The 24723-nt window shown below is 71.5% G+C and carries 22 protein-coding genes; 13 read left to right on the top strand and 9 right to left on the bottom strand.

The features are described from left to right. Nucleotides 1-228: 228 nt before the first annotated feature. The 3 genes from AB0389_RS35990 to AB0389_RS35980 all read right to left on the bottom strand — a co-directional run bounded on the left by AB0389_RS35990 (nucleotide 229) and on the right by AB0389_RS35980 (nucleotide 4782). Nucleotides 229-1482 carry a glycosyltransferase gene (locus AB0389_RS35990; RefSeq protein ID WP_366399792.1) on the bottom strand — a complete coding sequence of 418 codons (1254 nt, stop codon included), beginning with the start codon at nucleotides 1480-1482 and terminating at the stop codon, nucleotides 229-231. A 232-nt stretch (nucleotides 1483-1714) separates the two neighbouring features. Continuing rightward, a complete protein-coding gene (locus AB0389_RS35985) occupies nucleotides 1715-3805 on the bottom strand; it encodes a thioredoxin domain-containing protein (protein ID WP_366399785.1) in 2091 nt (696 codons plus the stop codon). Nucleotides 3806-3900: 95 nt separating this feature from the next. Further along, nucleotides 3901-4782, bottom strand: coding sequence for an SPFH domain-containing protein (locus AB0389_RS35980; protein WP_366399784.1), 882 nt, complete (start codon nucleotides 4780-4782; stop codon nucleotides 3901-3903). Between the two features lie 169 nt (nucleotides 4783-4951). On the opposite strand from AB0389_RS35980, the gene AB0389_RS35975 reads away from it, so the two are divergent. After that, entirely contained in the window at nucleotides 4952-6424 is a 1473-nt protein-coding gene (locus AB0389_RS35975) for an ATP-binding protein (RefSeq protein ID WP_366399783.1), read from the top strand. A 105-nt stretch (nucleotides 6425-6529) separates the two neighbouring features. Next, nucleotides 6530-9793 carry a tetratricopeptide repeat protein gene (locus tag AB0389_RS35970; RefSeq protein WP_366399782.1) on the top strand — a complete coding sequence of 1088 codons (3264 nt, stop codon included), beginning with the start codon at nucleotides 6530-6532 and terminating at the stop codon, nucleotides 9791-9793. Nucleotides 9794-9891: 98 nt separating this feature from the next. On the opposite strand, the gene AB0389_RS35965 is transcribed toward AB0389_RS35970, so the two are convergent. Both AB0389_RS35965 and mca read right to left on the bottom strand, forming a co-directional pair. Next, a complete protein-coding gene (locus AB0389_RS35965; RefSeq protein WP_366399781.1) occupies nucleotides 9892-10158 on the bottom strand; it encodes a hypothetical protein in 267 nt (88 codons plus the stop codon). Further along, on the bottom strand, nucleotides 10151-11032 hold the full coding sequence (gene mca / locus AB0389_RS35960; protein ID WP_366399780.1) for a mycothiol conjugate amidase Mca: 882 nt from the start codon (nucleotides 11030-11032) through the stop codon (nucleotides 10151-10153). Before mca ends, AB0389_RS35965 begins: the two co-directional genes overlap by 8 nt. A 98-nt stretch (nucleotides 11033-11130) precedes the next feature. Between mca and AB0389_RS35955 the strand changes: the two genes are divergently transcribed. Together AB0389_RS35955 and greA are read left to right on the top strand one after the other, a co-directional pair. Continuing rightward, a complete protein-coding gene (locus tag AB0389_RS35955) occupies nucleotides 11131-11532 on the top strand; it encodes a DUF4307 domain-containing protein (protein ID WP_366399779.1) in 402 nt (133 codons plus the stop codon). A 207-nt stretch (nucleotides 11533-11739) separates the two neighbouring features. Continuing rightward, the gene (gene greA, locus AB0389_RS35950) at nucleotides 11740-12237 is read left to right on the top strand and encodes a transcription elongation factor GreA (RefSeq protein WP_366399778.1); all 498 of its coding nucleotides are present in this window, start codon (nucleotides 11740-11742) and stop codon (nucleotides 12235-12237) included. A 119-nt stretch (nucleotides 12238-12356) separates the two neighbouring features. Here the strand turns inward: greA and ilvA are convergent, their stop codons facing one another. Next, a complete protein-coding gene (gene ilvA, locus AB0389_RS35945) occupies nucleotides 12357-13520 on the bottom strand; it encodes a threonine ammonia-lyase (RefSeq protein ID WP_366399791.1) in 1164 nt (387 codons plus the stop codon). Between the two features lie 305 nt (nucleotides 13521-13825). On the opposite strand from ilvA, the gene AB0389_RS35940 reads away from it, so the two are divergent. Genes AB0389_RS35940 through AB0389_RS35930 form a run of 3 tightly spaced genes read left to right on the top strand, consistent with a single transcriptional unit; the run spans nucleotide 13826 to nucleotide 15161 of the window. Then, nucleotides 13826-14383, top strand: coding sequence for a MarR family transcriptional regulator (locus AB0389_RS35940; RefSeq protein WP_366399777.1), 558 nt, complete (start codon nucleotides 13826-13828; stop codon nucleotides 14381-14383). A gap of 33 nt (nucleotides 14384-14416) precedes the next feature. After that, entirely contained in the window at nucleotides 14417-14893 is a 477-nt protein-coding gene (locus AB0389_RS35935) for a sigma factor-like helix-turn-helix DNA-binding protein (protein ID WP_366399776.1), read from the top strand. Further along, nucleotides 14880-15161, top strand: a complete 282-nt coding sequence (locus tag AB0389_RS35930; RefSeq protein ID WP_366399775.1) for a hypothetical protein — start codon at nucleotides 14880-14882, stop codon at nucleotides 15159-15161. Before AB0389_RS35935 ends, AB0389_RS35930 begins: the two co-directional genes overlap by 14 nt. 70 nt (nucleotides 15162-15231) lie before the next feature. On the opposite strand, the gene AB0389_RS35925 is transcribed toward AB0389_RS35930, so the two are convergent. Next, on the bottom strand, nucleotides 15232-16407 hold the full coding sequence (locus tag AB0389_RS35925) for a cystathionine gamma-synthase (RefSeq protein WP_366399774.1): 1176 nt from the start codon (nucleotides 16405-16407) through the stop codon (nucleotides 15232-15234). Between the two features lie 137 nt (nucleotides 16408-16544). Here AB0389_RS35925 and AB0389_RS35920 point away from each other — a divergent pair, with 137 nt between their 5' ends. The 4 genes from AB0389_RS35920 to AB0389_RS35905 all read left to right on the top strand — a co-directional run bounded on the left by AB0389_RS35920 (nucleotide 16545) and on the right by AB0389_RS35905 (nucleotide 19997). Continuing rightward, nucleotides 16545-17648 carry a hypothetical protein gene (locus tag AB0389_RS35920; RefSeq protein ID WP_366399773.1) on the top strand — a complete coding sequence of 368 codons (1104 nt, stop codon included), beginning with the start codon at nucleotides 16545-16547 and terminating at the stop codon, nucleotides 17646-17648. A 161-nt stretch (nucleotides 17649-17809) separates the two neighbouring features. Further along, the gene (msrA, locus tag AB0389_RS35915; protein WP_366399772.1) at nucleotides 17810-18532 is read left to right on the top strand and encodes a peptide-methionine (S)-S-oxide reductase MsrA; all 723 of its coding nucleotides are present in this window, start codon (nucleotides 17810-17812) and stop codon (nucleotides 18530-18532) included. A 94-nt stretch (nucleotides 18533-18626) separates the two neighbouring features. Then, a complete protein-coding gene (locus tag AB0389_RS35910; RefSeq protein ID WP_366399771.1) occupies nucleotides 18627-18974 on the top strand; it encodes a hypothetical protein in 348 nt (115 codons plus the stop codon). 147 nt (nucleotides 18975-19121) lie between these two features. Beyond that, nucleotides 19122-19997: an aminoglycoside phosphotransferase family protein gene (locus AB0389_RS35905; RefSeq protein WP_366399790.1), complete on the top strand. Its 876-nt coding sequence runs from the start codon at nucleotides 19122-19124 to the stop codon at nucleotides 19995-19997. Between the two features lie 34 nt (nucleotides 19998-20031). Here AB0389_RS35905 and AB0389_RS35900 read toward each other — a convergent pair whose 3' ends face one another. Then, nucleotides 20032-20682, bottom strand: coding sequence for a TetR family transcriptional regulator (locus tag AB0389_RS35900; RefSeq protein ID WP_366399770.1), 651 nt, complete (start codon nucleotides 20680-20682; stop codon nucleotides 20032-20034). 151 nt (nucleotides 20683-20833) lie between these two features. On the opposite strand from AB0389_RS35900, the gene AB0389_RS35895 reads away from it, so the two are divergent. Together AB0389_RS35895 and AB0389_RS35890 are read left to right on the top strand one after the other, a co-directional pair. Beyond that, the gene (locus AB0389_RS35895) at nucleotides 20834-21325 is read left to right on the top strand and encodes a nuclear transport factor 2 family protein (RefSeq protein ID WP_366399769.1); all 492 of its coding nucleotides are present in this window, start codon (nucleotides 20834-20836) and stop codon (nucleotides 21323-21325) included. A gap of 60 nt (nucleotides 21326-21385) precedes the next feature. Continuing rightward, nucleotides 21386-22348 carry an NADP-dependent oxidoreductase gene (locus tag AB0389_RS35890; protein WP_366399768.1) on the top strand — a complete coding sequence of 321 codons (963 nt, stop codon included), beginning with the start codon at nucleotides 21386-21388 and terminating at the stop codon, nucleotides 22346-22348. Nucleotides 22349-22471: 123 nt separating this feature from the next. On the opposite strand, the gene AB0389_RS35885 is transcribed toward AB0389_RS35890, so the two are convergent. Next, a partial coding sequence (locus AB0389_RS35885) for a S8 family serine peptidase (protein WP_366399767.1) occupies nucleotides 22472-24723 on the bottom strand: 2252 nt, incomplete at its 5' end.

The following is a 24723-nucleotide window of genomic DNA, read 5'->3' as shown; positions in this document are numbered from 1 at the left end:
CGCAGAGGACGAGGTCGGCGCGGGAGCGGCGGAAGCGGACGACGGGGCGGGCGGAGGGTTTCGGCGCGCGCGGGTCCGTACCTGTAGCGGTGCCGCCGCCCGATCGGTCGCGCTCAGGACTTGGTCTCTGCCCGTCGAGTCCCGAACCCGTGCCCGTGCCCGAACCCGTGCCCGTAGCCGTACCCGTACCCGAACCCGCGTCCGGTGTCACCGCGGGGAGCGTGGAGGTCACGCGTGGACTTCCTCTCGGAGATGCGCGCCGACATGGCTGGTCAGCTCCCAGTCGCTGCGCCCCCGGTGCTCGCGCCAGACGGCGCGGATCGCCGCTCCGGCGAGAAGCACCTGGTAGAAGGGGCCGCCGACGACGAGCTTGAGGTAGTGCGCGAACCGGACCCGCAGTCCGTACTGCCGGCCGAAGTCATGGAGCCCGACGATCTCGAAGACAAAGGTGACCAGGGCGGTGACCAGCGGCAGGAAGGTGACGAACGCGATCGTCACGGGCACGTCGAGAAAGAGCGCGACGCAGACGTTCAGCGGGATGATCACGCCGGTGAACGCCTGGAGGAACGGCGTCATCAGCGTGTAGCGGGCAAGCAACCGCTGTCCGCGCGTGGGCAGTTGGCGCCAGTCGTTCTTGCGGTAGACCTGTAGGAAGCCCTGGTTCCACCGGGTGCGCTGCTTGAGCAGCGACATCAGCGAGTCGGGAGTCTCCTCGCGGGTCACCATGTCGGAGTCGTACGCGACGACGACCTTCTTGCCGATGCTGGAGAGCCGTACGCCCAGGTCGCAGTCCTCGGCCAGGCAGTTCTGGTCCCAGCCGCCGGCCGCGCGCAGTACCTCGGTCCGTACGAAGACGGTGTTGCCGCCGAGCGGGATGAACCCTTTCTGCGCGTGCAGATGGAGCCGGCTGCGGAACCAGAAGAAGTACTCCAGGCAGTTGCGCAGGCTGTACCAACTGGAGTGGAAGTTGATCAGCTGCACTCCGCCCTGCACGACATCGGCGCCGGTGGAGCGGAACGCGTGGTCGACGTGGGTGAGCAGGGCGGGATGGACCTGGTCCTCCGCGTCGAAGACGCCGACGACATCGCCCGTGCAGTACGGGAGCGCGGTGTTGAGCGCCTTGGGTTTGTTCTTGGCCTCGTGGGTGTCGACGACGACCCGGACCCGGTCGGGGGCGCGGGCCGCGGCCCGGTCGGCGACCGCGGCGGTCTCCGGGTCGTCGTGCCCGACGATGACGATGATCTCGAATCCGCTGTGGCTGGATTCCAGCAGCCGTTCGATGGTGTGCTCCAGCACCGCCTGCTCGTGACGGGCGGGCAGGAGGAGCGAGAACGAGCCCTCCAGGCCGCCGTCGGGCGGGTCGAATCTGGTGGCGGCCAGTGTCTCCGGCGTGCGCCAGGCGTGCATCTGCCACCAGAGCGTGAAGGCGGCCATCCAGAACAAGGTGATGGATATCGCCGCAATCAGCGCAGCGGTGAACACGGACAGGAACAATTGGCCCCCCTCGGCCGGGGCGGACTGCGGCAAGGCCCCCCTGGCCGCCGGTCCACCCGCTCAGATCCCCCTGGCGCGCAGGTTCCCCCCTGGCGCGCTGCTGTGTGCGGTCGTTGAAGACCATAAGGGGGACCTGTGACGGGAGAAGGGCCGATCGGGTGAATAACGCGTTTCAGTCCGATTCACGACCCATCAGAAACCGGCCACCTATCACCCGCCCCTACTCGAACACACCCAATTCGGCTTTAAGTTCGCTTACTTCGGTGGTGGGTGCCGAGCAGACGAAACGTCGGCAGACGTACGCGGCGGCCTCGCCGGAGACGAGCGGCCGGCCCGCCAGCAGCGGAAACTCGGAACCGCCCGCGGTACCGCCCGCCGCGTCACCCGCCGCACCACCCACCACACGGTCCGGCTCCCCGACGGCGACCACGGCGCCGGGACGGGTGCCGAGCAGCGCCGCACGGTGCAGCGCGGCTGTCGTACCGTCCCCCGCCGGTCCCACGACGGCGATCTCGCGCGGCCCGTCGAGCCGCGCCTCGGCGACCGCGAGCCCCCAGCCGATGAAGCGCGGCGCGCGCGGCCCGAGCGCCTTCACCACCCCGAGGGCGCCCTCGGCCGCGTCGCGGTGGGCCGCGGAGCCGGTGTGCGCGGCGTACGAGAGGAGCGCGCCGGCGGCGGCCGTCCAGCCGGAGGGGGTCGCGTTGTCCATCGGGTCCTGCGGGCGCCGGATCAACTGTTCGGCGTCGTCAGCCGTATCGAACAGCGTGCCGCCACTCTCCGCCACGAACTTGTCGAGCACAATGTCCAGCAAGAATCCGGCGAATTCCAGCCACACGCCCTCGCCGGTGACGCTCGCGAGCGCGAGGAACCCCTCGGCGACATCGCCGTAGTCCTCCAGCACCCCGGCGTTGGCGCCCACCCGGCCGTCCTTCGACGTACGGGCCAGCCGGGCCGCGTCGTCCAGATGTACCCGTACGAGCAGATCGGCGGCCTCGGTGGCACGCTCGATCAGATCGGGCCGGTCGAAGTACGCGCCGGTCTCGGCCAGCGCGGCGATGGCGAGCCCGTTCCAGGCGGCCACGATCTTGTCGTCACGGCCGGGCCGCGCCCGCTCCTCGCGCGCGGCGAGCAGCCGCGTCCGTACGGACTCGACGCGCTCCGCGTCCACCAGGCCCTCACCGACGGGGAGTTGCAGCACGGAGGCGCCCGCCTCGAACGTACCGTCCACAGTCACCCCGTAGTACCGCTCGGCGAACTCGGCGTCCGCCTCCCCCAGCACCGCGCGCAGCTGCTCCGGAGTCCAGACGTAGTACGCGCCCTCCGCGTGCTTCCCGCTGCCGGTGTTGTCGTCGCTGTCGGCGTCGAGCGCGGAGGCGAACCCGCCCTCGGGCGTGCGGAGTTCCCGTACGAGGAAGTCGGCGGTCTCGATGGCGACCCGGCGGGCGAGATCCGATCCGGTGGCCCGCCAGAGGTGCGCGTACACCCGGCACAGAAGGGCATTATCGTAAAGCATCTTCTCAAAATGGGGCACAACCCACTCGCGGTCCACCGCGTAGCGCGCGAAGCCGCCGCCCAGCTGGTCGTAGATCCCGCCGCGCGCCATCGCCTCGCACGTGTGCGTGGCCATCTGGAGCGCGCCCTCGGAACCGGTACGGGCGTGGTGGCGCAGCAGGAACTCGACGACCATCGACGGCGGGAACTTGGGCGCCCCGCCGAACCCGCCGTGCAGCGCGTCGTACTCCCGCGTCAGCCCCAGCAGTGCCTGCGTCGCCTCCTCCTCGCCCGGCATCCCGTCCCCGCCGTGCGCGAGCGACCGCCCGGCCAGCTCCCGCACGATCCGCGCGCCCACCTCGGCGACCTCCTCCCGCCGGTCGGTCCACGCGGCGCTGACGCCCTCAAGCACCTGCGGGAACGACGCGGTGCCGGCCCGGGGCGCGGGCGGGAAGTACGTACCGAAGTAGAAGGGCTCCGCGTCCGGCGTCAGAAACACCGTCATGGGCCAACCGCCCTGCCCGGTCGCCGCCTGCACGGCCTCCATGTACACGGCGTCGACATCGGGCCGCTCCTCGCGGTCGACCTTGACGCTGACGAAGTGCGCGTTCATGTACTTCGCGGTCGTGACGTCCTCGAAGCTCTCGTGGGCCATCACATGGCACCAGTGACAGCTCGAATACCCCACGCTCAGCAACACCGGCACATCCCGCCGCCGCGCCTCGGCGAACGCCTCGGGCGACCAGGGCCACCAGTCGACGGGGTTGTCGGCGTGCTGGAGCAGGTAGGGGGAGGTCTCATGGGCCAGTCGGTTCGCCATACCCCCCATCCTGCCCCAGCCGGGTGAGCGGCCCGCCGCGTACGCCGACCGCGTCGGGCGCGTCAGCTCCCGCTCAGCCCCCGCTCAGCCCCCGCTCAGTTCTTGCCGCCGACGATCACCGGTGTGCTGCTGCCCGCGCCGCACGGGACCGCGTAGACCGGGTTCGCCTTCGCGGCCTCGCGGTATGCCTCGATGCACTGGTTCAGCAGCACCTTGTCGCTGAGCGACTGCTCCAGGATCTTGTTCGCCTTCGCGATGCCCTCGGCCTCGATCCGCCGGCGCTCGGCCTCGGCCGTGGCCGTACGGGCCGCCTCGGTCGCCCGCTCGGTGGCCTGCTGCTGCTGGATCTTCTTGTCGATCTGGTCCTGGAGCTGCTTGGAGGGCTTGACGTTGCGCAGGTTCACGGCCGTCACGGCTATGCCGCGCGGTGCGAGGCGCTTCTTGATCAGCTCGTCGATCTCGGCGTTGATCTTCTCGCGCGCGGAGGTGTAGCCCTCCTCGCTGGTGTGCCGGGCGAAGACGTTACGGACGATCTCCCGGCTGTCCGGGAACACCAGCCGCTCCTGGATCGCCTCCTCCGTCCCGGCCAGCCGGTACAGCTCCACGGCCTTCTCCGGCGTCACCGCCCACTTCACGGTGGCCTCCGCGTACATCACCCCGCCCTGCGAGGAGCGCACCTCGACGACGTTCTTGTCGGAGAGGTTCAGATCGACCGGGCGGGTCGAGAACGTCGTCACCGTGGTGAACGGCGACTTCAGATGGATCCCCGACGTCCAGGGCTCCCCCACCTTGCCGAAGGCCACCGGCACTCCCACCTGATACGCGCTCACCACGTGCACGCAGCTCACCACGGCCGCCAGGACCGCCCCCAGCAGGGCGAACGCACTCCCGATCCGCCACTTGGCCTGGGAGTTGAACCGGCCCACGACGTACAGCGCGACGGCTGCTATGAGACAGATGACGGACAGCGCGAACATGTTCCCCCCACGGGATACGACCCGGTGCCGGACCCGGCGGACCCGCCGAACCCGGCACTTGACCTGCACTTTACAAAGTCCCCGAAGGGTAGCGCAGGGACGCAGGGGACCGAGCCCTTTGGTAGATTCAATCTACGTAGATTCAATCTACTCAAACAGGAGCACCGTCGTGACCGTCACCCCCTTCGTCGGCCGCAGTATCGAACTGAATCTGCTGCGCAAGCGCCTCGACCGCGTCGCCACGACCGGCGCCGGTACCGCCGTCACCATCCGGGGCCGCCGTCAGGTCGGGAAGTCGCGGCTCGTCCAGGAGTTCTGCGACCGGGCGGCGGTCCCCTACCTCTTCTTCACCGCCACCAAGGGCGCCTCACCGCTGGAAGCCCTCGCCGGGTTCCACACCGAACTGCGCGAGTCACGGCTGCCGCACGACGAGACGCTCCTGATCGCCGGTCCTCCGCAGAACTGGCCGGACGCCTTCCGCCTGCTGGCCGGCGTTCTCCCGGACGCTCCCTGCGTCGTCGTACTGGACGAACTGCCCTGGCTGGCCGAGCAGGACCCAGTGTTCGACGGTGCGCTCCAGACCGCGTGGGACCGGCTGCTGTCCCAGCGGCCGGTGCTGTTTCTGCTGCTCGGCAGCGATCTGCACATGATGGAACGGCTCACCGCGTACGACCGCCCCTTCTACGGCCGGGCCGACAGTCTGGTCCTCGGACCGCTGAACCCGGCCGAGACCGGAAGCGCCCTCGGCCTCGACGCCGCCGACGCCATCGACGCGCATCTGGTCTCCGGCGGCCTGCCCGGCATCCTCCGCGCCTGGCCGCACGGCACCCCCGCGCTGGACTTCATCGAAGCGGAGTGCGCCGACCCCGCGTCCGCGCTGTTCGGCGTCCCCGAGTCGACCCTCATGGCCGAGTTCCCGACGCCCGACCAGTCACGCCGGGTCCTGGAGGCCATCGGCAGCGGGGACCGTACGCACGCCAACATCGCCGCGACGGCCGGCAGCCGGGACGGGGTCCTGCCCTCGGGGGTGCTCTCCCCGATACTGCGACGGCTCGCGGAGGAGAAGAGGGTGCTCGCCACGGACCACCCGCTGTCCACCAAGCCGGGAAAGCCCGCGCTCCACCACGTCGCCGACAGCAATCTGCGGCTGTACCTCGGGGCTCTGCGCTCGGCACAGGAACTGACCCGGCGCGGTCGCCCGGACGCGGCGTTCCAACTGGTCGGACGGCGCTGGACGGCATGGCGCGGTCGCGCCGTCGAGCCACTGATCCGTGAGTCGCTCGCGCTCGCGACCGTGGCGGACGGCTTCCCCTGGCCCGGGGCGCAGTCGGTGGGCGGCTGGTGGAACCGGCAGTTCAGCCCGGAGATCGACCTGATCGGCGCCGACCGCGCGCCGGTGGCGCAGGCCCTGTTCTATGTCGGCTCCGTCAAATGGCTGGCCACTCCCTTCGACTCCCACGACCTGGCCTCACTGGTACGGGGCGCGGCATCGGTCCCCGGTGTCACCCCGGGCACCACCGGCCTCGTCGCCGCCACCCTCAGCGGCACGAAGGACATCGGTGGATCGGGCTCGTCGGTCTCGGGAGGCTCGGTGGACCTGGTCTGGGGGCCGCGCGAGGTGGTCTCGGCCTGGCCGGCATGACGTAACTCGGGCTCCGCCTGCGGCGGAACGCTGCGTTCCGCACTCGCGCTCGCGCCTCCCAGCCGGGACAATGTGCTCTCACTCATGCTCGCGGAGGGGACGCACATGCGGGAAAGCCACCGCGCCGAGGCCGAGAGGCTGTTGGTGCGTGCCGTGGAGGAGGAAGTCCGGCGTTCCGGCGGGCGGAGCGAGGGGGGCGCGTTGCTGGCGCGCGGGCGCGGGTCGCTCGATGCCATGGCCGCCGGAGCCGCCGAGGAGTACGCCGCGTATGTGCGGGCGCTCGACACGGACGCGGCCGGACAGCCCTCGCTGGCGCAGCGGTTCAGCAAGCAGTCGATCGGGACGCCCGCGCTGGTGACGTCCGTCGCCGCCATGGCCGCCGTCGGGGCGGATGTGGCGCTGGGTACGGCGGCCGGGATCGCGTTCGGGGCCGGGGCCGTCGTCGCCGTGGCCGGGGCCGCGACGACCGTCGCGAAGGTGACCGCGTCGCACTGGCCGGCCGCGCACCGCCGCGCCGCCGCCGCCGGACAGCCGGGCGGCACCGAGCAGTTGAGGCTCCAGTGGCTGACGGCGCTGGAGGTACGGGGCATCCGCCCGTTCCTCGACCAGCAGCGGGTGCTGACGTCGGCGACGAAGCGCACGACCGCCAAGAAGTCCACCGTCGTACCGCAGTTGCGCGGCGGCGACCGCAGCGCCGCGGCCCGCCGCCGTACCGTGCTGGAGCAGTCCTTCGCCCATCTGCCGGAGCCCGACGGGCCGTTCGCCGGGCGCCGCGCCGAACTCGCGCAGATCAACCAGTGGGTGCAGGCGGCCCGCGCGTCGACCGAGACGAAGCCGACCGTGGTCGTGCTGTACGGGGACCCCGGTTCCGGCCGCACCGAGCTGGCCGTACGGGCGGCGCACCAGCTCAAGGACCAGTTCCGCGGGGCGTGCGTGGTCGATCTGCGCGGCGGCGGAAGCCTGGAGGCGCCGCTGTCGACGCGGGACGCGCTGCTGCATCTGATGAACCGGCTGGGCGCGCCCCGCGAGCAGTTGCTGTTCCGTGAGGGCTCCTCGCCGGAGCAGCAGGTGCGGCGGCTGAGCGAGCTGTACCACCAGCATCTGAAGGGACTGCCCGTCACGGTCGTCCTGGACGACGCCTCCGATCCCGCGCAGGTGCGGACGCTGGTGCCCGAGCGCTCCGACAGCCTGGTGCTGGTGACGGCGCGCACCCGGCTGGATCTGCCGGCCGAAGTGCCCGCGTGGGTGCACCAGTTGGAGGTGGCGGCGCTGGACGGCGCGGGCGCCGAGGAGCTGCTGCGGATCGCGTCGGACGAGTCGGCGGACGGCTCGGCGGGCCCGTACGACTTCCAGTCCGGCGACCTCGTGCGCGACCTGTGCGGCGGGCTGCCGCTCGCGCTGCGCATCGCGGGCTCCTCGCTCGGCGAGCGCACCCCGCTCGAACTGGCCACGGATCTCGCCGCGTACGGCGGTCCCGTGGGCCCCCTGGAGCGGGCCCTGTGGCTGCGCTACACCGACCAGAACGACCAGGCGCGCAGGCTGCTGCGACGGCTCGCGCTGGCCGGGCGCGCCTCGCTGGGCACGGCCGCGGCGGCGGCGCTGCTGGCGACCGACGAGCAGGAGGCGGCGCGGCTGCTGGCCTCGCTGTCCCGGGCCGGGCTGATCGACCACGTACGCGGCAGCCGCTACCGGCTGCACGATGTCGTACGTACCTTCGTGCACGCGCGGCTGCGCGAGGAGGAGCCCGCGGAGGAGCGCACGGCCGCGCAGGAGCGGCTCATCCGCAACTACGGCGAGCTGGCCGACTCGGTGATCCGGCTGGTCGACGGCAAGACGTCGACCCGCGCGGATCTCTTCAAGAGCGCGGCGGGCTCGCACGGTTTCTCCTCGCTGGACGCGGCGCTGCGCTGGCTGGACGACGAGTCGAGCTTCATCACGGCGACGCTGCGCCACGCCGAGGGCGTCGACCAGCAGGCCGTCCTCGGTCTGCTCGGCGCGCTCTGCGACTACTGCCTGCTGCGCGGCGACCTGTACCGGCTGGGCGAGATCAGCGAGCTGACGCAGGCCGTCGACCAGGGGCTGCTGGTGCGCTCGGTCCAGTGGCGTACGGGGATCGCGGCCCGGCAGCTCGGCGAGCTGGACAAGGCGCGCTCCACGCTCACCTCGGTGGTGGGCCTCTACCGGGAGGCGCAGCACGACGCGGGCGCGGCCCGGGCGCTCTGCTCGCTGGGCATCACCCTGCACCACCAGGGCAATCTCATCGAGGCGTCGGCGAAGCTGCGGGAGTCGCTGGCGCTCCAGGCCGAGCCGTCGCTCGCCGGGGACCGCGGCTGGACGATGCACGCGCTGGCGGCGGTCGAGCGCGACCGCGGCGGCCTCGCGGAGGCGTTCGCGCTGCTGACGTCGGCGCTGGCGCTGCACCGCGAGAGCGAGTCGGTGCACGGCGAGGCGTGGGCGCACTACCAGCTCGGGCAGCTGTTCCTGCGGACGGGCGATGTGGCGCGCGCCGAGGGCGAGCTGCGCGCGGCGCTGGAGCTGTACGACCGGACGCACGACGGCCGCGGCGAGGCGTGGGCGATGACCCAGCTGGCCCGCGCGCGGCTGGTGGAGGGCGAGGCCGGGCAGGCCGTCGACCAGCTGCGCGAGGCGCTGGCCCGGCACCGGGAGAGCGAGGACGCGCGCGGCGAGGCGTGGACGCTGTACTACCTGGGGCAGGCGCTGGAGGAGGACGGCGACCGGGACGAGGCGGTTCGCGAGCTGGGGCAGGCGCGTACGAAGTTCTCGCGGATGCGCGATGTGTACGGTCTGGCGTGCGCCCGTCACCATTCGGGCCGGGTCACCCGCGACCAGCGGGCCGCGCAGACCGGCAATCTGCGCAACTCGGGCTTCGCCCGCCAGTTGCTGGTGGACTCGCGCGCCGACTTCCACCGGATCGGGGTGGCGCACGGCGAGGGGTGGACCTGCCTGGAGCTGGCGATCGTCGACGCGGGCAACAACCGGCCCACCCAGGCGCTGCAACTGTGCGACGACGCGATCACGCTCTTCGCCTCGTACGGTGACCGGCGCGGCGGCGACTGGGCGCGCTTCCTGCGCTGCACGCTGCTGCCGTACGCGTCGGCGGGCGGGGTCGAGGTCGGCTCGGTGGTCGCCGAGCAGGAGCTGGCGGAGCTGTCCGCCGCCGGCCATCCGGCGCGCGAGAGCAAGCTCGCGGAGTCGGCGGCGACCTTCGCGGTGATCCTGGGCCGCGGGGTCCGGCTGGAGGACGGCTGGCAGGCGTGGGACCTGGGCATGGTCCCGGGCCGGCACGCGCGCGAGGTGATGGGCGTACAGGTGGACGTAACTACGGACGTGGACGTCACGCCCGCCTGATGTCGCCGTACGTACTACGTACGTGATGTACGCGTCACCCCGGTCACCGCACGGTGACCGGGGGTACGTGCGAACCGTACGGGCGTACGGGTTACGGGCTACTCGCCGCGCAGTGGCTCCGAGGTGCCCGCCGCCGGCTTCGGAGCCGCCGCGGGCTCCGGCGTCCGGGGCGCCTCCTCGAAGTTCACCTTCTCCATGTGGCGGCTCATCGACTTCATGAGCATCCACACCCCGCCCGCCATCAGCGCGAACACGATGAACCCGAGCACCCCGGGCGTCACCTTGTTCTGGTCGAGCTCCTGGGCGAGGGGGATCACGTGCGTCACCGCTTGGGTCGCAGCCTGAGTCGCATACATATCAGGCATTGTCGCGGACGCCCGCGAAGAGGTCGCTCTCGGGGAGGGATGTGGCGACGAGCGCCTTCACCAGCTCGTACTCCTCCGTCGGCCAGATCTCCCGCTGGAGGTCCAGCGGAATACGGAACCAGCCGCCGTCGGGGTCGATCTGGGTGGCGTGCGCGATCAGCGCCTTGTCCCGGATCTCGAAGAAGTCGCCGCACGGAACGTACGTGGTCAGCGTCCGCTCGTCGCGCCCGAACTCGTCCCAGCGCTTGAGCCACTCCCCGTACGGCGACTCCATGCCGCGCGAGAGCAGCGCCTCGTGCAGCGCGACCGTACGCGGCCGGTTGAAGCCCTGGTTGTAGTAGAGCTTCAGCGGCTGCCAGACGGGGCCGAACGCGTCCTCCGGGTACTTCTCGGCGTCCGTCGCGCCCTCGAACGCCACCATGGAGATCTTGTGGGTCATGATGTGGTCGGGGTGCGGATATCCGCCGTTCTCGTCGTACGTGGTGATGACCTGCGGCCGGAACGAGCGGATCGACCGCACCAGGCGGCCGGCCGCCTCGTCGACGTCCGCGAGGCCGAAGCAGCCCTCGGGCAGCGGCGGCAGCGGGTCGCCCTCGGGCAGCCCGGAGTCGACGTACCCCAGCCACTCCTGCCGGATGCCGAGGATCTCGCGCGCCTCGTCCATCTCCTTCTTGCGGACTTCGTGGATGTTCGCCTCGATAAAGGCGTCACCCTGGAGTTTGGGGTTGAGGATGGAGCCGCGCTCGCCTCCTGTGCAGGTCACGACCAGCACGTCCACCCCCTCGGACACGTACTTGGCCATGGTGGCCGCGCCCTTGCTCGACTCGTCGTCGGGGTGGGCGTGAACGGCCATCAGTCGCAGCTGGTCAGTCAAGACTCGATCCTCAGTGATGTGTCGCATCGGTCGGCTTCTATAGTGACGGATATCGGAGGGCGGAAATTCCGGGTCGCCCGACTCCGAAGGGAACGATCATGACGGCGGTACGCGAGGACCTCCCCCAGGGCCGCTACGGCCGCTCGGCGGACCAGCGCGCTGACCGGCGGCTGCGGATCGTGGGCGGCGCGCTCGGGGCCGCTCTGCTCGTCCTGCTCGGCTGGTACGGCTATCACTACGTGGTCGACCGCAGTGTCTCCGGCGAGCTGATCAAGTTCAAGCGGATTTCGGCGACGGCGGTCGAGGCCCATCTCGAAGTGCGCAAGGACCGCGACGCCACCGGCAGCTGCACGCTGCGATCGATCGCGGAGAACGGCGCCGAGGTCGGCCGCAAGGACGTCCGCTTCGGCGCGGGCGAGACCCGGATCGACACGGTCGTCACCATCCGTACGACGGAGAGCGCGACGGCCACCGAGCTGGTCGGCTGCACGGCCGGCTGACCCGGCAGGCCGATCGGCCGACGCGGCCCGGAGCGGCCCGGATACCCGGCGCTGACCTGGGCTGACCTGCGTTGATGGAATTCTGACGGCAATTGTCCTCCCCCTCGCGCCACTAAATTGTTACGCTCATGGTTTCGCCCACCCGAGAGGGAACATCCTTCTGGGTAGGGCGTTGCTTTGTATTCCGAGTACCTACGAGGAGCACCTGTGACCCAGACCAGCGATAACGTCACCTGGCTCACCCAGGAGGCGTACGACCAGCTCAAGGCCGAGCTGGAGTACCTGTCTGGTCCCGCCCGCACGGAGATCGCCATCAAGATCTCCGCGGCCCGTGATGAGGGTGACCTGAAGGAGAACGGCGGGTACCACGCGGCCAAGGAGGAGCAGGGCAAGCAGGAGCTGCGGGTACGCCAGCTCACGCAGCTGCTCCAGAACGCCAAGGTCGGCGAGGCACCGGCGGACGACGGCATCGTCGAGCCCGGCATGGTGGTGACGATCGCGTTCGACGGCGACCCGGACGACTCCCTGGAGTTCCTGCTCGCGTCCCGCGAATACGCCAGCTCGGACATCGAGACCTACTCGCCGCAGTCCCCGCTGGGCAGCAGCGTGAACGGCAAGAAGGCCGGCGACACCGCGCAGTACGAGCTGCCGAACGGCAGGAGCGCCAAGGTGAAGATCCTCGACGCCAAGCCCTACCGGGCCTGAGGGCCCGCCCCACCCGTACGAGGGCTACGCACGAAGGGCCGGGACGCCACGACAGGTGTCCCGGCCCTTCGCCGCGTCGGGCGGGGCTTTCCGGTGAGTGCGGCTCCGGGTGGCGCCGCTCAGCCGAGGATCGTGTACCCGGCCGCCCGCAGCGCCGCCGCGACCTCCGCGCAGTGCTCGGTCCCCTTCGTCTCCAGGTGCACTTCCACATCGGCCTCCGTCAGCCCGAGCCGCGGATCGGTCCGTACATGGCTGACGTCCAGCACGTTCGCGTCGGCCACGGACAGCACCCCGAGCATCGTCGCGAGCGCGCCGGGCCGGTCGGTGACCCTCAGCCGCAGGCTCAGATAGCGCCCGGCCGCCGCCATGCCGTGCCGCAGGATGCGCTGCATCAGTACGGGGTCGACGTTGCCGCCCGACAGGACGGCGACGACCGGCCCCCGGAAGGCGCCGGGATCGCTCAGCAGCGCGGCCACCGGGCTGGCGCCGGCCGGTTCGACGACCATCTTCGCCCGCTCCAGGCAGAGCAGCAGCGCGCTGGACAGCTCGTCCTCGGTGACCGTGCGCACGTCGTCCACCAGCTCCTCGATCAGCCGGAACGGCAGGTCGCCGGGGCGGCCGACCTTGATGCCGTCGGCCATCGTCTGCCCGGCCGGCACCGAGACCGGGTGGCCCGCCCGCAGCGAGGGCGGATACGCGGCAGCGGCAGCCGCCTGCACCCCGATCACCTCGACGTCCGGGCGCAGCGACTTCACCGCCAGGGCGATGCCCGCGGCGAGCCCGCCGCCGCCGATGCCGACGACGACGGTCCGCACCTCCGGGCACTGCTCCAGGATCTCCAGGCCGACCGTGCCCTGACCGGCGATGACGTCGGGGTGGTCGAAGGGGTGGATGAAGACCGCGCCCGTCTCGCGCGCGTACTCCTGTGCGGCGGCGAGCGTCTCGTCGACGACCTGACCGTGCATCCGTACCTCCGCGCCGTAGTCGCGGGTGGCGGCGACCTTGGGCAGCGGGGCGCCGACCGGCATGAAGACGGTGGAGCGCACGCCGAGCAGCGTGGAGGCGAGCGCGACGCCCTGCGCGTGGTTGCCCGCGCTGGCCGCGACGACGCCCGCCGCGCGCTCCTCGGGCGACAGGCCGGCGATCCGTACGTACGCGCCACGCAGTTTGAAGGAGCCGGTCCGCTGGAGGTTCTCGCATTTGAGGAGGACGGGGGCGCCGACGAGCCGCGTCAGATAGCGGCTGCCCTCCATCGCGGTGGCCCGAGCCACTCCGGAGAGCATTTTCTGCGCGCCCCGGATGTCGTCGAGGTTCAGGGGACGGGCGGGCCCCGTGGCGCCGTTGGCGCTGTCGGCGTCGCTGCTGCCGGGGGTCGTGCGGGACGTACCGATGCTCATGTCAGCCAGTCTCGCAGCTCACCGGCCGGAAAGCGGTCGCGGCTGATCACCGGTGGTCATAGCCGGTCAGTCGGCGATCTCGCCACCGGTTTGTTCAGGGCAGGTACGGTCCAGGTTCCGGCCGCGTACTCTTTCCCCCAACCAACCGACCCCCGCACCAGAGAGCCACAGCCATGCCCCCTGTGCAGGACATGACTTCCGCTGCGTCGGCCGCCCCGGAGAGCCCCGTCGAACGCTCCGACGACGCCGTCCTCCTCGACGCCCTCCAGCACCAGGTGGCCGTCTTCGCGCGGCGGGCCGAACAGACCCGGCTCGGCGGCGTCGGCCAGGTGCGCAACTCGATGGACCGTGCCGCGTATCTGCTGCTCAACCGGCTTGATCTGGAAGGTCCTATGGGGGTGAAGGCCCTGGCCGCCGGGATGGGGATCGACTCCTCGACCGTGACCCGGCAGGTCGCGCCGCTGGTCGACACCGGCCTGGTCAAGCGCGCCTCGCACCCGGAGGACGGCCGCGCGGTGGTGCTCCAGCTGTCGGCGCGCGGGCTGGCCCGGCTCGAAGAGGTCCGCTCGTCGCGCCGGGAGCTGATGTCGCAGGTCACGGACGACTGGACGGACGAGGAGCGGCACTCCTTCACGACGCTGCTGACCCGGTTCAACGGCGCGCTCGCCGCCCGCGCGGCCCGCACCGCCGCGGAGCCGGGCCCGGGTACGGAGCCCGCGGAGCGGAGCGGCGCCGGTACGCCCTCTTGACCACGGCCCCCCGGCGGGCCGCACGATGAGCTCGTGCGAGAGCGGCGGGCTGACCGGGATCGCCGTCGCGCCCGGGAGTTCGAGGCATTCGCGGCGGGCGCGGCCGGCCGGCTGCTGCATGCCGCCGTACTGCTGACGGGCGAACCGTCCACCGCCGCCCCGCGCGCCCAGCGCCTGCTGATCGCCGCGCTGGCCCGTACCTACGCGGAGTGGGATCTGCTCCGGGACGAGGACCCGTACGACCGGGCCCGCCAGGCGCTGGCCCTGTGCTTCGTCCGGAGCGCGTGGCGCGTCCACTGGGAACGACTGGGCCCGCCCCGGCCGACGGCCGGAGTCCTGGGCGCGCTGGGCCCGCAGGAACGGCTCGTCCTGGTCCTGCGGCTGTACGAGGGACTCACCGACCGGCAGACGGCGTCGCTGCTCGGTCTGCCCGAGGACCGGGTCCGGGCGATCTGCGCGCGCGGGATGGCGGCGATGCGACGCGGACGGGTGCCCCATGCCAGGCGGTAGCGGCGGTGGCGGTGGCGGGAGCCGTAAGGAGGCGGAGGTGCGGCGGCTGCTCGACGCCGCGCCTCCCGTGGTGCCGGTGGACCTCCTCGCCCGGGCGACCGCGCGCGGCGCCCGGCTGCTGCGGCTGCGCAGGACGGTCCGGCTGCTGCTCTGGGCCGTGCTGGTGGCCGCCGCGCTGGTCTTCACCGTCTGGGCGTGGACGGTGCACCCGTGGTACGCGCCGCCGGCCGAGACGACACCGCCGCTGGAGGACTGCGGCGGCTGCTGAGCCAGGACAGCCGGTGGCCGACCGGGAACGCCCCGGCCGGCCACCGCCCGCACGCCCTGTCTCGCGGAGATCAGCCCAGCGCCTGCTTCAGGTCGGCCAGCAGGTCGTCGGCGGACTCGATACCGACCGACAGCCGTACGAGATCGGCGGGCACCTCCAGCGGCGAGCCGGCCGCCGAGGCGTGCGTCATCCGGCCGGGGTGCTCGATGAGGGACTCGACACCGCCGAGCGACTCGCCCAGCGTGAAGATCTCCGTACGGTCGCAGAGCGCGACCGCCGCCTCCTCGCCGTCCGTGACCCGGAACGAGATCATCCCGCCGAACGCCTTCATCTGCTTCGCCGCGACCTCGTGGCCCGGGTGCTCGGGCAGGCCCGGGTAGAGGACCTGGGAGACACGCGGGTGGCGGGTGAGCATCTCGGCGACGCGCGTGGCGTTCTCGCAGTGCCGGTCCATCCGTACGGCCAGCGTCTTGATGCCGCGCAGCACCAGCCACGCGTCGAACGGACCGGCGATCGCGCCCATCGCGTTCTGGTGGTACGTGAGTTCCTCGGCGAGTCCGGCGTCGTCGGTGATCAGCGCGCCGCCGACGACGTCCGAGTGCCCGCCCATGTACTTGGTCGTGGAGTGCACGACGACGTCCGCGCCCAGCGCCAGCGGCTGCTGGAGATAGGGGCTGGCGAAGGTGTTGTCGACGACGAGCCGCACCCCGGCCGTCCGCGCGATCCCGGCGAGGGCCGCGATGTCGGTGATGCCGAGGAGCGGGTTGGAGGGCGTCTCGACCCAGATGACCTTCGTACGGGGCGTGAGCGCGGCCCGTACCGCCGCCGGGTCCGAGGTGTCGGCCACCGAGAAGTCGACGCCCCAGCGGGAGACGACCTTGGCGAAGAGCCGGAACGTGCCGCCGTAGGCGTCGTTCGGGATCACGACATGGTCGCCGGGGGCCAGCAGCGTACGCAGCAGGCAGTCCTCGGCCGCGAGCCCGGAGGCGAAGGCGAGGCCGCGCCGGCCGCCTTCCAGGGCCGCGAGGTTCTCCTCCAGCGCGGTACGGGTGGGGTTGGCACTGCGGCTGTACTCGTAACCGCCGCGCAGGCCGCCGACGCCGTCCTGCTTGTAGGTGGAGACCTGGTAGATCGGGGGAACGACCGCGCCGGTGAGGGAATCCGGGGTGTTGCCCGCGTGGATGGCGAGCGTTTCGAAGTGGTGACGCTCGTGCTCGCGCTGATCGCTGGAGTGCTGGTGGCTCATGGGTATCGAGCGTAGCGGGGGAAGGGCGCGGCCCGTGCCCTTTGAGTTGTCCACAGCCGCGCCGGGAAGTACGAGGAGTCGGCGGAGTTGTCCACAGGCCGGGGCAGGTCCGCGCGCCGGTCCGGGACAATGGGGGCATGGAGATTCTCTGGTTCCTGATCGCGGTGGGTCTGATGACCGCCGTCGTCGTCCCGTTCGTCCGGCGTCGCGCCGGCGGTATCCGGCAGGTGGCGCCCGGATCACCCGATGCCGCCGATCCGGCCGCCTATGGCTTCGTCCGGCAGGAGGAGCTGGACATCCGGCTGCCTGGGCCCGACCAGGATCTCCTCGACGTGCTCGACGTGGTCCAGCGCACCCAGGACTGGCGGGCCGCCGCGCAGCTGCTCGCCGGAACGCCCAAGGAGGGCGAGGTGCGCTGGCAGCGCGTGCAGGCGTTCGCCGGGGCCGCCTCGCTGGAGCTCCAGCAGCGTCCTGGCGTGGGCGCGGCGTGGCTGCGGGCGTGGCGGGCGGACGCGCCGAAGGACGCGGGCGGCGCGGCGGTGCACGCGGAGTTCCTGGTGCAGCAGGCGTGGCGCTCGTCGGCCGCCGGGACGGACGACTTCCGGATCATCCTGGAGGAGGCGCGTACGGTCTGCGCGCAGGCGGGGCTGTTCGCGCCGGGCGACCCGGTGCCGTACATCACGGAGCTGGCCGTGGCGCGTGGACTGGGCTACTCCCACGAGGAGTTCGACCGGCTCTGGGCGAAGATCATCGACCGCGCGCCGGCCCATATGGGCGCGCATCTGGCCGCGCTGCACTACTGGTGCGAGAAGTGGCACGGCTCGCGCAAGGAGGCGGACGAGTTCGCGACGTCGGCCGCCGCCCGCGCCCCCCAGGGCTCGCTGCTGGCCGCGCTGCCGCTCTTCGCGGTGCACGAGCATCTGCCGGAGGTCAACCTCGTGCGCGGTTTCTACCAGAGCGCGGTGGTGACGAAGGCGGTGGACGGCGCGCTCTACGCGGTCCACTCGGCGCGCCCCGACGATCCGATGCTCTCGCACGTACGGCATCTGCTGATCCGGTTCCTCGTGCGGTGCGAGCGCTGGTCGGACGCGATGAACCAGCTGGTACGGGTCGACGGCCACGTCGGCGCGCTGCCGTGGACGCTGGACGGCGACCCGGCGGCGGGGTACGCGGTGTACCGGGCGCTGGCGGTGGCGGGGTACGAGTCGAACGGGGGAAGCCCGGCGACGCTGCCGCGCTGAGGGGGCGAGGGAGGGGCCGCGCGTTCCGGCGGAATGCGCGGAGCGCCCCGCACGTTTCCGTGAGTGAGGCACGGACCAGCCAGTTCAGCGGCCCCGCACCAGCGCCGCACGCCGCACCCGCCCCGCAGCACCCGCCCGCAGCACCCGGAGGAGACCACCCCATGTTCCTGACGCGCCGCACCCCCGAACTCCCCACCCCCGAGCAGGCGCTCCGGGGCCGCCCCGAGCCCGAGTTCGAGGTCCCCGCGCGCCACACGGTCCTGGGCAACCCGCTGGCGGGCCCGTACCCGGAGGGCCTGGAGGTCGCCGACTTCGGCCTGGGCTGCTTCTGGGGGGCCGAGCGGAAGTTCTGGCAGACGCGGGGCGTGTGGACCACCCTCGTCGGCTACCAGGGCGGCCTTACGCCGAACCCGACGTACGACGAGGTCTGCTCGGGCCTGACCGGCCACACGGAAGCGGTCCGCGTGGTCTACGACCCGTCCGTCGTCTCGTACGCCCAGCTCCTGAAGGTCTTCTGGGAGTCCCACAACCCCACCCAGGGCTTCCGCCAGGGCAACGACGTCGGCACCCAGTACCGCTCCGCGATCTACCCCCACACCGAGGCCCACGCGGAGGCCGCGACCGCCTCCCGCGACGCCTACCAGGAAGTCCTCACCACCGCCGGCCACAAGACGATCACCACCGAGATCCTTCCGGCGGAGGGCCGCGTCTTCTACCCGGCGGAGGCGTACCACCAGCAGTACCTGGACAAGAACCCGGATGGCTACTGCGGCATCGGCGGCACGGGTGTCACCCTGAGCAGCCCCTCGGAGACCAACTGGGGCCGTTCCTGCCCGACGGGCATCGCCCCGGCGTCGGAGCCCTCGGAGCCCTCGGAGCACTGATCCAGGGGGCTGGACCCGCAACCCACCGCCGGATATCCGCTCGGCGGCGAGCTGACCCGTTAGCAAGCTCATCGTCGGCCGGAACACCTGGCGTGTGGTCTACCGGTACGTCGATGAGAAGTCGGTGGAGATCTGCGAGGTCCGGGCCGTGGGCGCACGGGCTGACGCGGAGGTCTACGCCGAGGCCACCGCCCGGCTCCGGGAAGCGGGCGGGCACCGCCCCGAGTACAGCCGACTCGCGGAAGTGGTCGAACGCCTGGGGCGACTGGCCGGATCCCGCACCGTGGCCAGGGAAGCGGTGAGAGAGCCCGTCCCCGACTGGCTCGCCAACCGGCTCGTCCATACGGCCGGAGTCCCCCGCGAGAAGGTCGCCGCGCTGAGTCTGGAGGAAGCCGTCGATCTCTGGGCGGAGTTCACCGCACAGCCGCGATTCGACGCGTAGGCGTACGGCGCAGCCGCCTTGCCTCCTCTTATGGGCGGCCCGCGTAATCCCGTTGACGGTGTCGCGCCGCAGCAGGTTGTATCGGCCGGATTACGTGATCGGCGGCGATGGAGCCGACAGCGAACGGGGAGCAGCGTGGCGGGGAAGATGCACGCCGACGAGGTCGAGACGGATGTGGCCCTCGTCCGGCGGCTGGTGGCGGGGCAGTTTCCGCGGTGGGCGGGGCTGCCTGTCACGGCGGTGGAGTCCGCCGGGACCGTCAACGCCGTCTACCGGCTCGGCACGGACATGACCGTACGGCTGCCACGCGTCGAGGCCGGCGCGCGGGACGTCGGGCGGGAGGGCCGGTGGCTGCCCCGGCTGGCGCCGTTGCTGCCGGTGAGCGTCCCCGTACCGCTGGGGCGGGGCGAACCGGCGGAGGGATATCCGTGGGTCTGGTCCGTGCACCCGTGGCTCGACGGCGAGAACCCCGTCGTCGGGGCGGTGCCCGGCACGACACGCCTCGCGGAGGAACTCGCGGCGTTCGTCACCGCGTTGCGGCGCGTCGACCCCACGGGCGCGCCGACCGCGTACCGGCACGGCCCCCTGAAGACGCGCGACACCGCGACGCGGGACGCGGTGGGGCTGCTCAGCGGCGTCATCGACACCGGAGCCGCGACCGCCGCATGGGAGGAGGCCCTGAGCGCGCCCACATGGCAGGGCCCGCCCGTGTGGGTACACGCGGATCTGTCGCCCGGGAACGTACTGCTGACCGGCGGCCGTCTCACGGCGGTCATCGACTTCGGCTGCATGGGCACCGGCGAACCCGCCGTCGACCTGATCCCCGCGTGGAGCCTGCTGACCGCCGACGCCAGGGACGTCTTCCGCGCGGCGGTGGACGCCGACGACGCGACCTGGGCGCGGGGGCGGGGCTGGGCCCTGTCTATCGCGCTCTCGGAGCTCTCGTACTACCGGGTGACGAACCCGGTGATGGCCGCCATCGCGCGCCACGTGATCCACGAGATCCTCACCGACCGGCGATGACGCGCGGGGCAACACCGGGGCGTGGCACGCGCGTTCAGCGCTTCGGCGCCGTCGCGCCCGTCGCATCCGTCGCGCCCGTCACGCCCGTCACGCCCGTCGCGGTGCCCGCCAGTCGCTGAGCGGCCTCCACCACGAACGCGCGCCGCTTCGCCCGCTCCCCCGGGGCGTCGGCCTCGGCCCCGGTCAGCATGGCGGCGAGCTGCGGGACGCTGAACCACCACGCCGCGAGCCCGATGATCAGGAACATGAGGTGGCCGGCGTCGATCCGGCTGTCGATGAGGCCGTCCCGCTGCGCCTGCGCCGCCGCCGTGACCTTGCGGCCGTAATGCCCCACACGCGCCGTGGCATTCACCGGCGGCGCGCCCCGCAGGCCTTCCCACTGGAGCAGACGGGCCACTTCCGGGTGCTGCCCGTAGTAGTCGAAGGTACGGCCGGCGAACTCGCCCAGGTCCTCGAACCTGAGGCCGTCCGGTGCGACGACCCGGGAGAGCTCTTCGAGCGCATCCGTGAGCACCTCGTCGAAGAGTGTGTCCTTGTCGCCGAAATAGGCGTAGAGCCGTTCCTTGTTGACCCCGGCCCGGGTGGCGATACGGGTCACCGTCGTGCCGTCGGATCCGTGCTCGGCGAACTCGGCGAACGCGGCCGTCCGAAGCCGGTTGCGGGTCTCCTCGACGGTTCGCTTCATGCACCGAGCGTACCAACGTCAACGCCATCACCAACGCCAACGTTGTAGTTGGCGGGAGTGGGTGTTAGCGTCCACCCCACCAACGCCAACACCAACGTTGGCGTTGGCGTTGGCGTTGGACATGTTGACTGGTCTGTCGAGAGGGACTGCGATGAATCTGACCGAGACGACCGCGTACACCGATCGCGACGGCATCGTGGACGCGGTCACGCGCATGGTCGAGGGAATCGACTTCGGCAACGAGGACCTGCTGCGCTCCGCGTTCACCGAGGACGCCGTGTTCGACCTCAGCGGTATCGACCACAGCATCCACGCGTTCGAGCCCTACGAGGGCCGCGAGCAGGTGGTCAAAACCCTGATGGCGACGGTGGGAACGCGGATGGACACCTTCCACTCGCTCTCCAACATCCGGGTACGGGTGGACGGCGACACCGCCCAGCTGACCTGCTACGTGATCGGGCAGCACCACCGCGACGGGCAGGGGCCGTCGGCCCTGTTCCAGGACCACCTCCTGCTGGGCAACTGGTTCCGGACCGACCTGGTGCGCGATCACGACCGCGTGTGGCTGGTCCGCCGCAACAGGATCAGCTCGCGCTGGTCCGTGGGGAACCCGGCGGCCGGCGCCATCTCCACCGAGGGCTGAAGGACTCAGCCCGGCCCGGCACATGCGGGATGACGGACGTACGAGAAGGAGATGGTGGTCATGCGGGCGATCGGCCTGACCGAGTTCGGTGGACCTGAGGTCCTGCGGGTGATCGAGTTGCCCGAACCGGAACCGGGCCCAGGTGAGATACGTATCCGCGTGCACGCGGCGGCGGTCAACCCCACCGACACGCTGTTGCGCGCCGGGACCGTGTCCGCCCTGTTCAAAGGCCGGCCCGGTCCGTACGTGCCGGGCATGGACGCGGCCGGTGTCGTCGACGCGATCGGACCGGAAACCGACACCCCGCTGCGGCCGGGAGACCCGGTGATCGCGATCGTGCGCGCCTACGGCCCGCGCGGCGGCGCCTACGCCGAACTCGTCGTGGTGCCCGCCGAGTCCGTGGTGCCGATGCCGTCCGGCGCGGGCTTCCCGGCCGCTTCCACGCTGCTGATGAACGCCCTCACGGCCCGGATCGCGCTGGACCTGCTGGCCGTGCCCGCCGAAGGCCCCGGCCGTACCGTGGCGGTCACCGGAGCCGCCGGGGCCTTCGGCGGGTACGCGGTCCAGCTGGCCAAGCTCGACGGGCTGCGCGTCCTGGCCGACGCCTCGGCCGCCGATACGGAGCTGGTGGCCTCCCTGGCCGCGGACGAGGTCGTGCCGCGCGGCGACGATGTCGCCGACCGGTTCCGCGCGCTCGCCCCGGACGGGGTGGACGCCGTACTGGACGGGGCGGCACAGCACGCGCTGGTGCTCCCCGCGATCCGGGACGGCGGCGGGCTGGCCGTCGTCCGCCGGGGCTGGGACGGCCCGGCCGGCCGTGGCATCCGCATGCACCGGGTCCTGTCCACCGAGGCGGCCACCGACCACGCCCGCCTGCTCCGGTTGCGGGACCGGGCGAGCGCGGGCGAACTGTCGCTGCGCGTGGCCGACGTACTGCCGGCCGGCCAGGCGGCCGAGGCACACCGGCGGCTGGCCGAGGGCGGAGTGCGCGGCCGTCTCGTGCTGGATCTCACCGACTTCTAGTGCCGTGACCGGCGACGATGTGGCCGAGACGGCGACAGCGACAGCAACGGCAACAACGACGGCCGCGCCGGGAGAGGGGGGTGGCCCTCCCGGCGCGGCCTGCATGTGTGCGTACCGCCGTGGTTACTTGAGCAGGTACGCCTTCACGATGGTGACGTCGTAGACATTGCCGCTCTTGTCCGTGAGCTTCGCCTTGAGGGAGACCGACGTGGCCTTCTTCGGGTGGCTCAGGGACAGGCTCCGCTTACCGCTCTTCGTGGTGACGGGGGCCTTGGACCACTTCTTGCCGCCGTCGTAGGAGACCTGCACGGCCAGCGACTTGAAGTTCTTCGCCGCCGGACCCTGGATCGTCAGCGGGACCGTGAGCTTCTTACCGGCCGCCGCGGTGCTCTTCAGGTCGAGCGCCGGGGCGAAGCGGACCGTGGAGACCGGCAGGTCCACCACCTTGCCGGCCGCGGGCTGCTTCGAGGCGAACGTCCAGTCCGCCAGCAGACGGGTGGTCGTGCCCGCGACCGAGGCGGAACGGGTCGCGTCCGTACTGACCTTGATCTTGGCCGACTTGGCCGGAAGCGCGTCCGTTCCGATGCACAGCGAGCTCTTCGAGCCGACGACCTTCTTGCCGTCGACGAAGATCTGGGACAGCTGCTTGGACACCGCCGAGTAGCCGTCGTGGCCCGCGCCGTCGGAGAACTCGGGGACGCAGGCGAACATTTCGTTCTCGTACCGCTGAACGCTCGACTTGCCCGCCTTCGGGCTGATCACACCGACGTTGAACGTCTCCGTGTAGGTCTTCTTCGCCGTGAAGGTCTTGAACGCGCCCGCTTCCTGGGAGGCGAGTTCGTTGCCCTTGCTGTTCATCTGGCCGGCCCCGAAGGTCCACGTGAAGCCCTTGGGCGTGGTGACGTAGTTCTTGACCGTGGCGGGCACGGCGACCGGGTCCGACATCTGGCCGAGCGTGAACCAGCCGGCCGGCGTCGACCAGGTCGGGTAGACAAAGCCCTTGCGGTTCTTGCCCGTTGAGCCGATCTTGACGTTCACCTGGGCCAGTTCGCTCTTGGCGGTCTTGTGGGTGAAGCCGTTGTAGAACGAGCCGGTGCGGTTGTAGAGCAGGCTGTAGTTGGTGGTGCCCTTCTGCCACAGACCACCGGTCTGGGCGTTGAACGTCTTCGCCGCCACCGACGGGCCGACCTGGCCGATGCGGAAGCCCTTGAACGACTCCAGGGTCCAGCTGCTGATGAGACCGCCGTCCGCCGTGGTGAGGCCGAAGCTCGCGTACGCGTCGACGAGCTTGGCGGAGTCCGGCGCGGTGATGCTGACCGGCTTCGCCTTGCGGGCGTCGAAGGTGACCGTGGCGTTCTTGGTGACGTCCAGCTTCGGCTGGACCATCCAGGCGGCGTCCGGTTCGCTGCTCCCCTTGGGGGTCAGCACCGCGGCGCTGACCAGGTGCGAGCCCTTCGGGACCCGGACCTTGACGGTGCCGTCGCTCTTGGTGGCCGCCGCGTCCTGCGCGAAGGTGCCGGCGTGGCCGTAGATCGAGGCGTTCGACTTGGAGGGCTTGCCCTTGGTGTCGATGAACTTCAGGGTGAGGTCGTACGACTCGACCTCGCGGACGGTCCCGAAGGCCGTACGGACACTCTGGCCGCCCTCGGTGGCCCTGGCGACGACCGCACCGCCGAAGGCGCCGTGCCCGGTGCCCACCGTCGCGTTCGACGTGAGAGCGACGCTCGTGGTGCCGCCGGCGGGGACGGTGACCTGCTGGGCGCCGAGGGTGTAGAAGCCGGCGGGGGCCGCCTTGCCGTTCGGGCCGACGGTGTCCAGCGTCAGATCGAGGGTGACCGGGGCCGTACCGGTGTTGCGGTACGTGATCTGCTTGGTGACGGGCTTGCCGCTGGTGTACGGCCACAGTTGGGTGCCGAAGCTGAGCGAGGTCTGCTCGCTGACGACGCTCTGCGTGATCGCCTTCGTCAGATCGGCCTGACCGGCGCCCTGCTGGTACGGGGTCAGCCCGGCGGTGGGCTTGGCGGCGGAAGTGAGCGCCTGCTTGATGCGCTGACCGCTCCAGTCGGGATGCTGCTGAGCGAGGATGGCGGCGGCGCCGGCGACGTGCGGGGTGGCCATCGAAGTACCGGACATCGATACGTAGCCGGTGGCGGCCGGGTCACCGATGACGCCCTTGGCGGCCTTCGCGGCGACGATGTCCACGCCGGGGGCGGTGATGTCGGGCTTGAGCGAGCCGTCGGCCGTCGGGCCCACGCTGGAGAAGTCCGCGATCTTGCCCTTGCGGTCGACCGCGCCCACGGTGAGGGCCGAGGCGGCGCTGCCGGGTGAACCGACGGTCTCCGCGTCCGGGCCCTCGTTGCCGGCGGCGATGACGA

Source organism: Streptomyces sp. NPDC093109 (assembly GCF_040701725.1).
In the GTDB taxonomy this organism is placed as follows: Bacteria; Actinomycetota; Actinomycetes; order Streptomycetales; family Streptomycetaceae; genus Streptomyces.
Note: the sequence above shows the minus strand (reverse complement) of the source record. Positions and strands in the feature narration are given on the sequence as shown.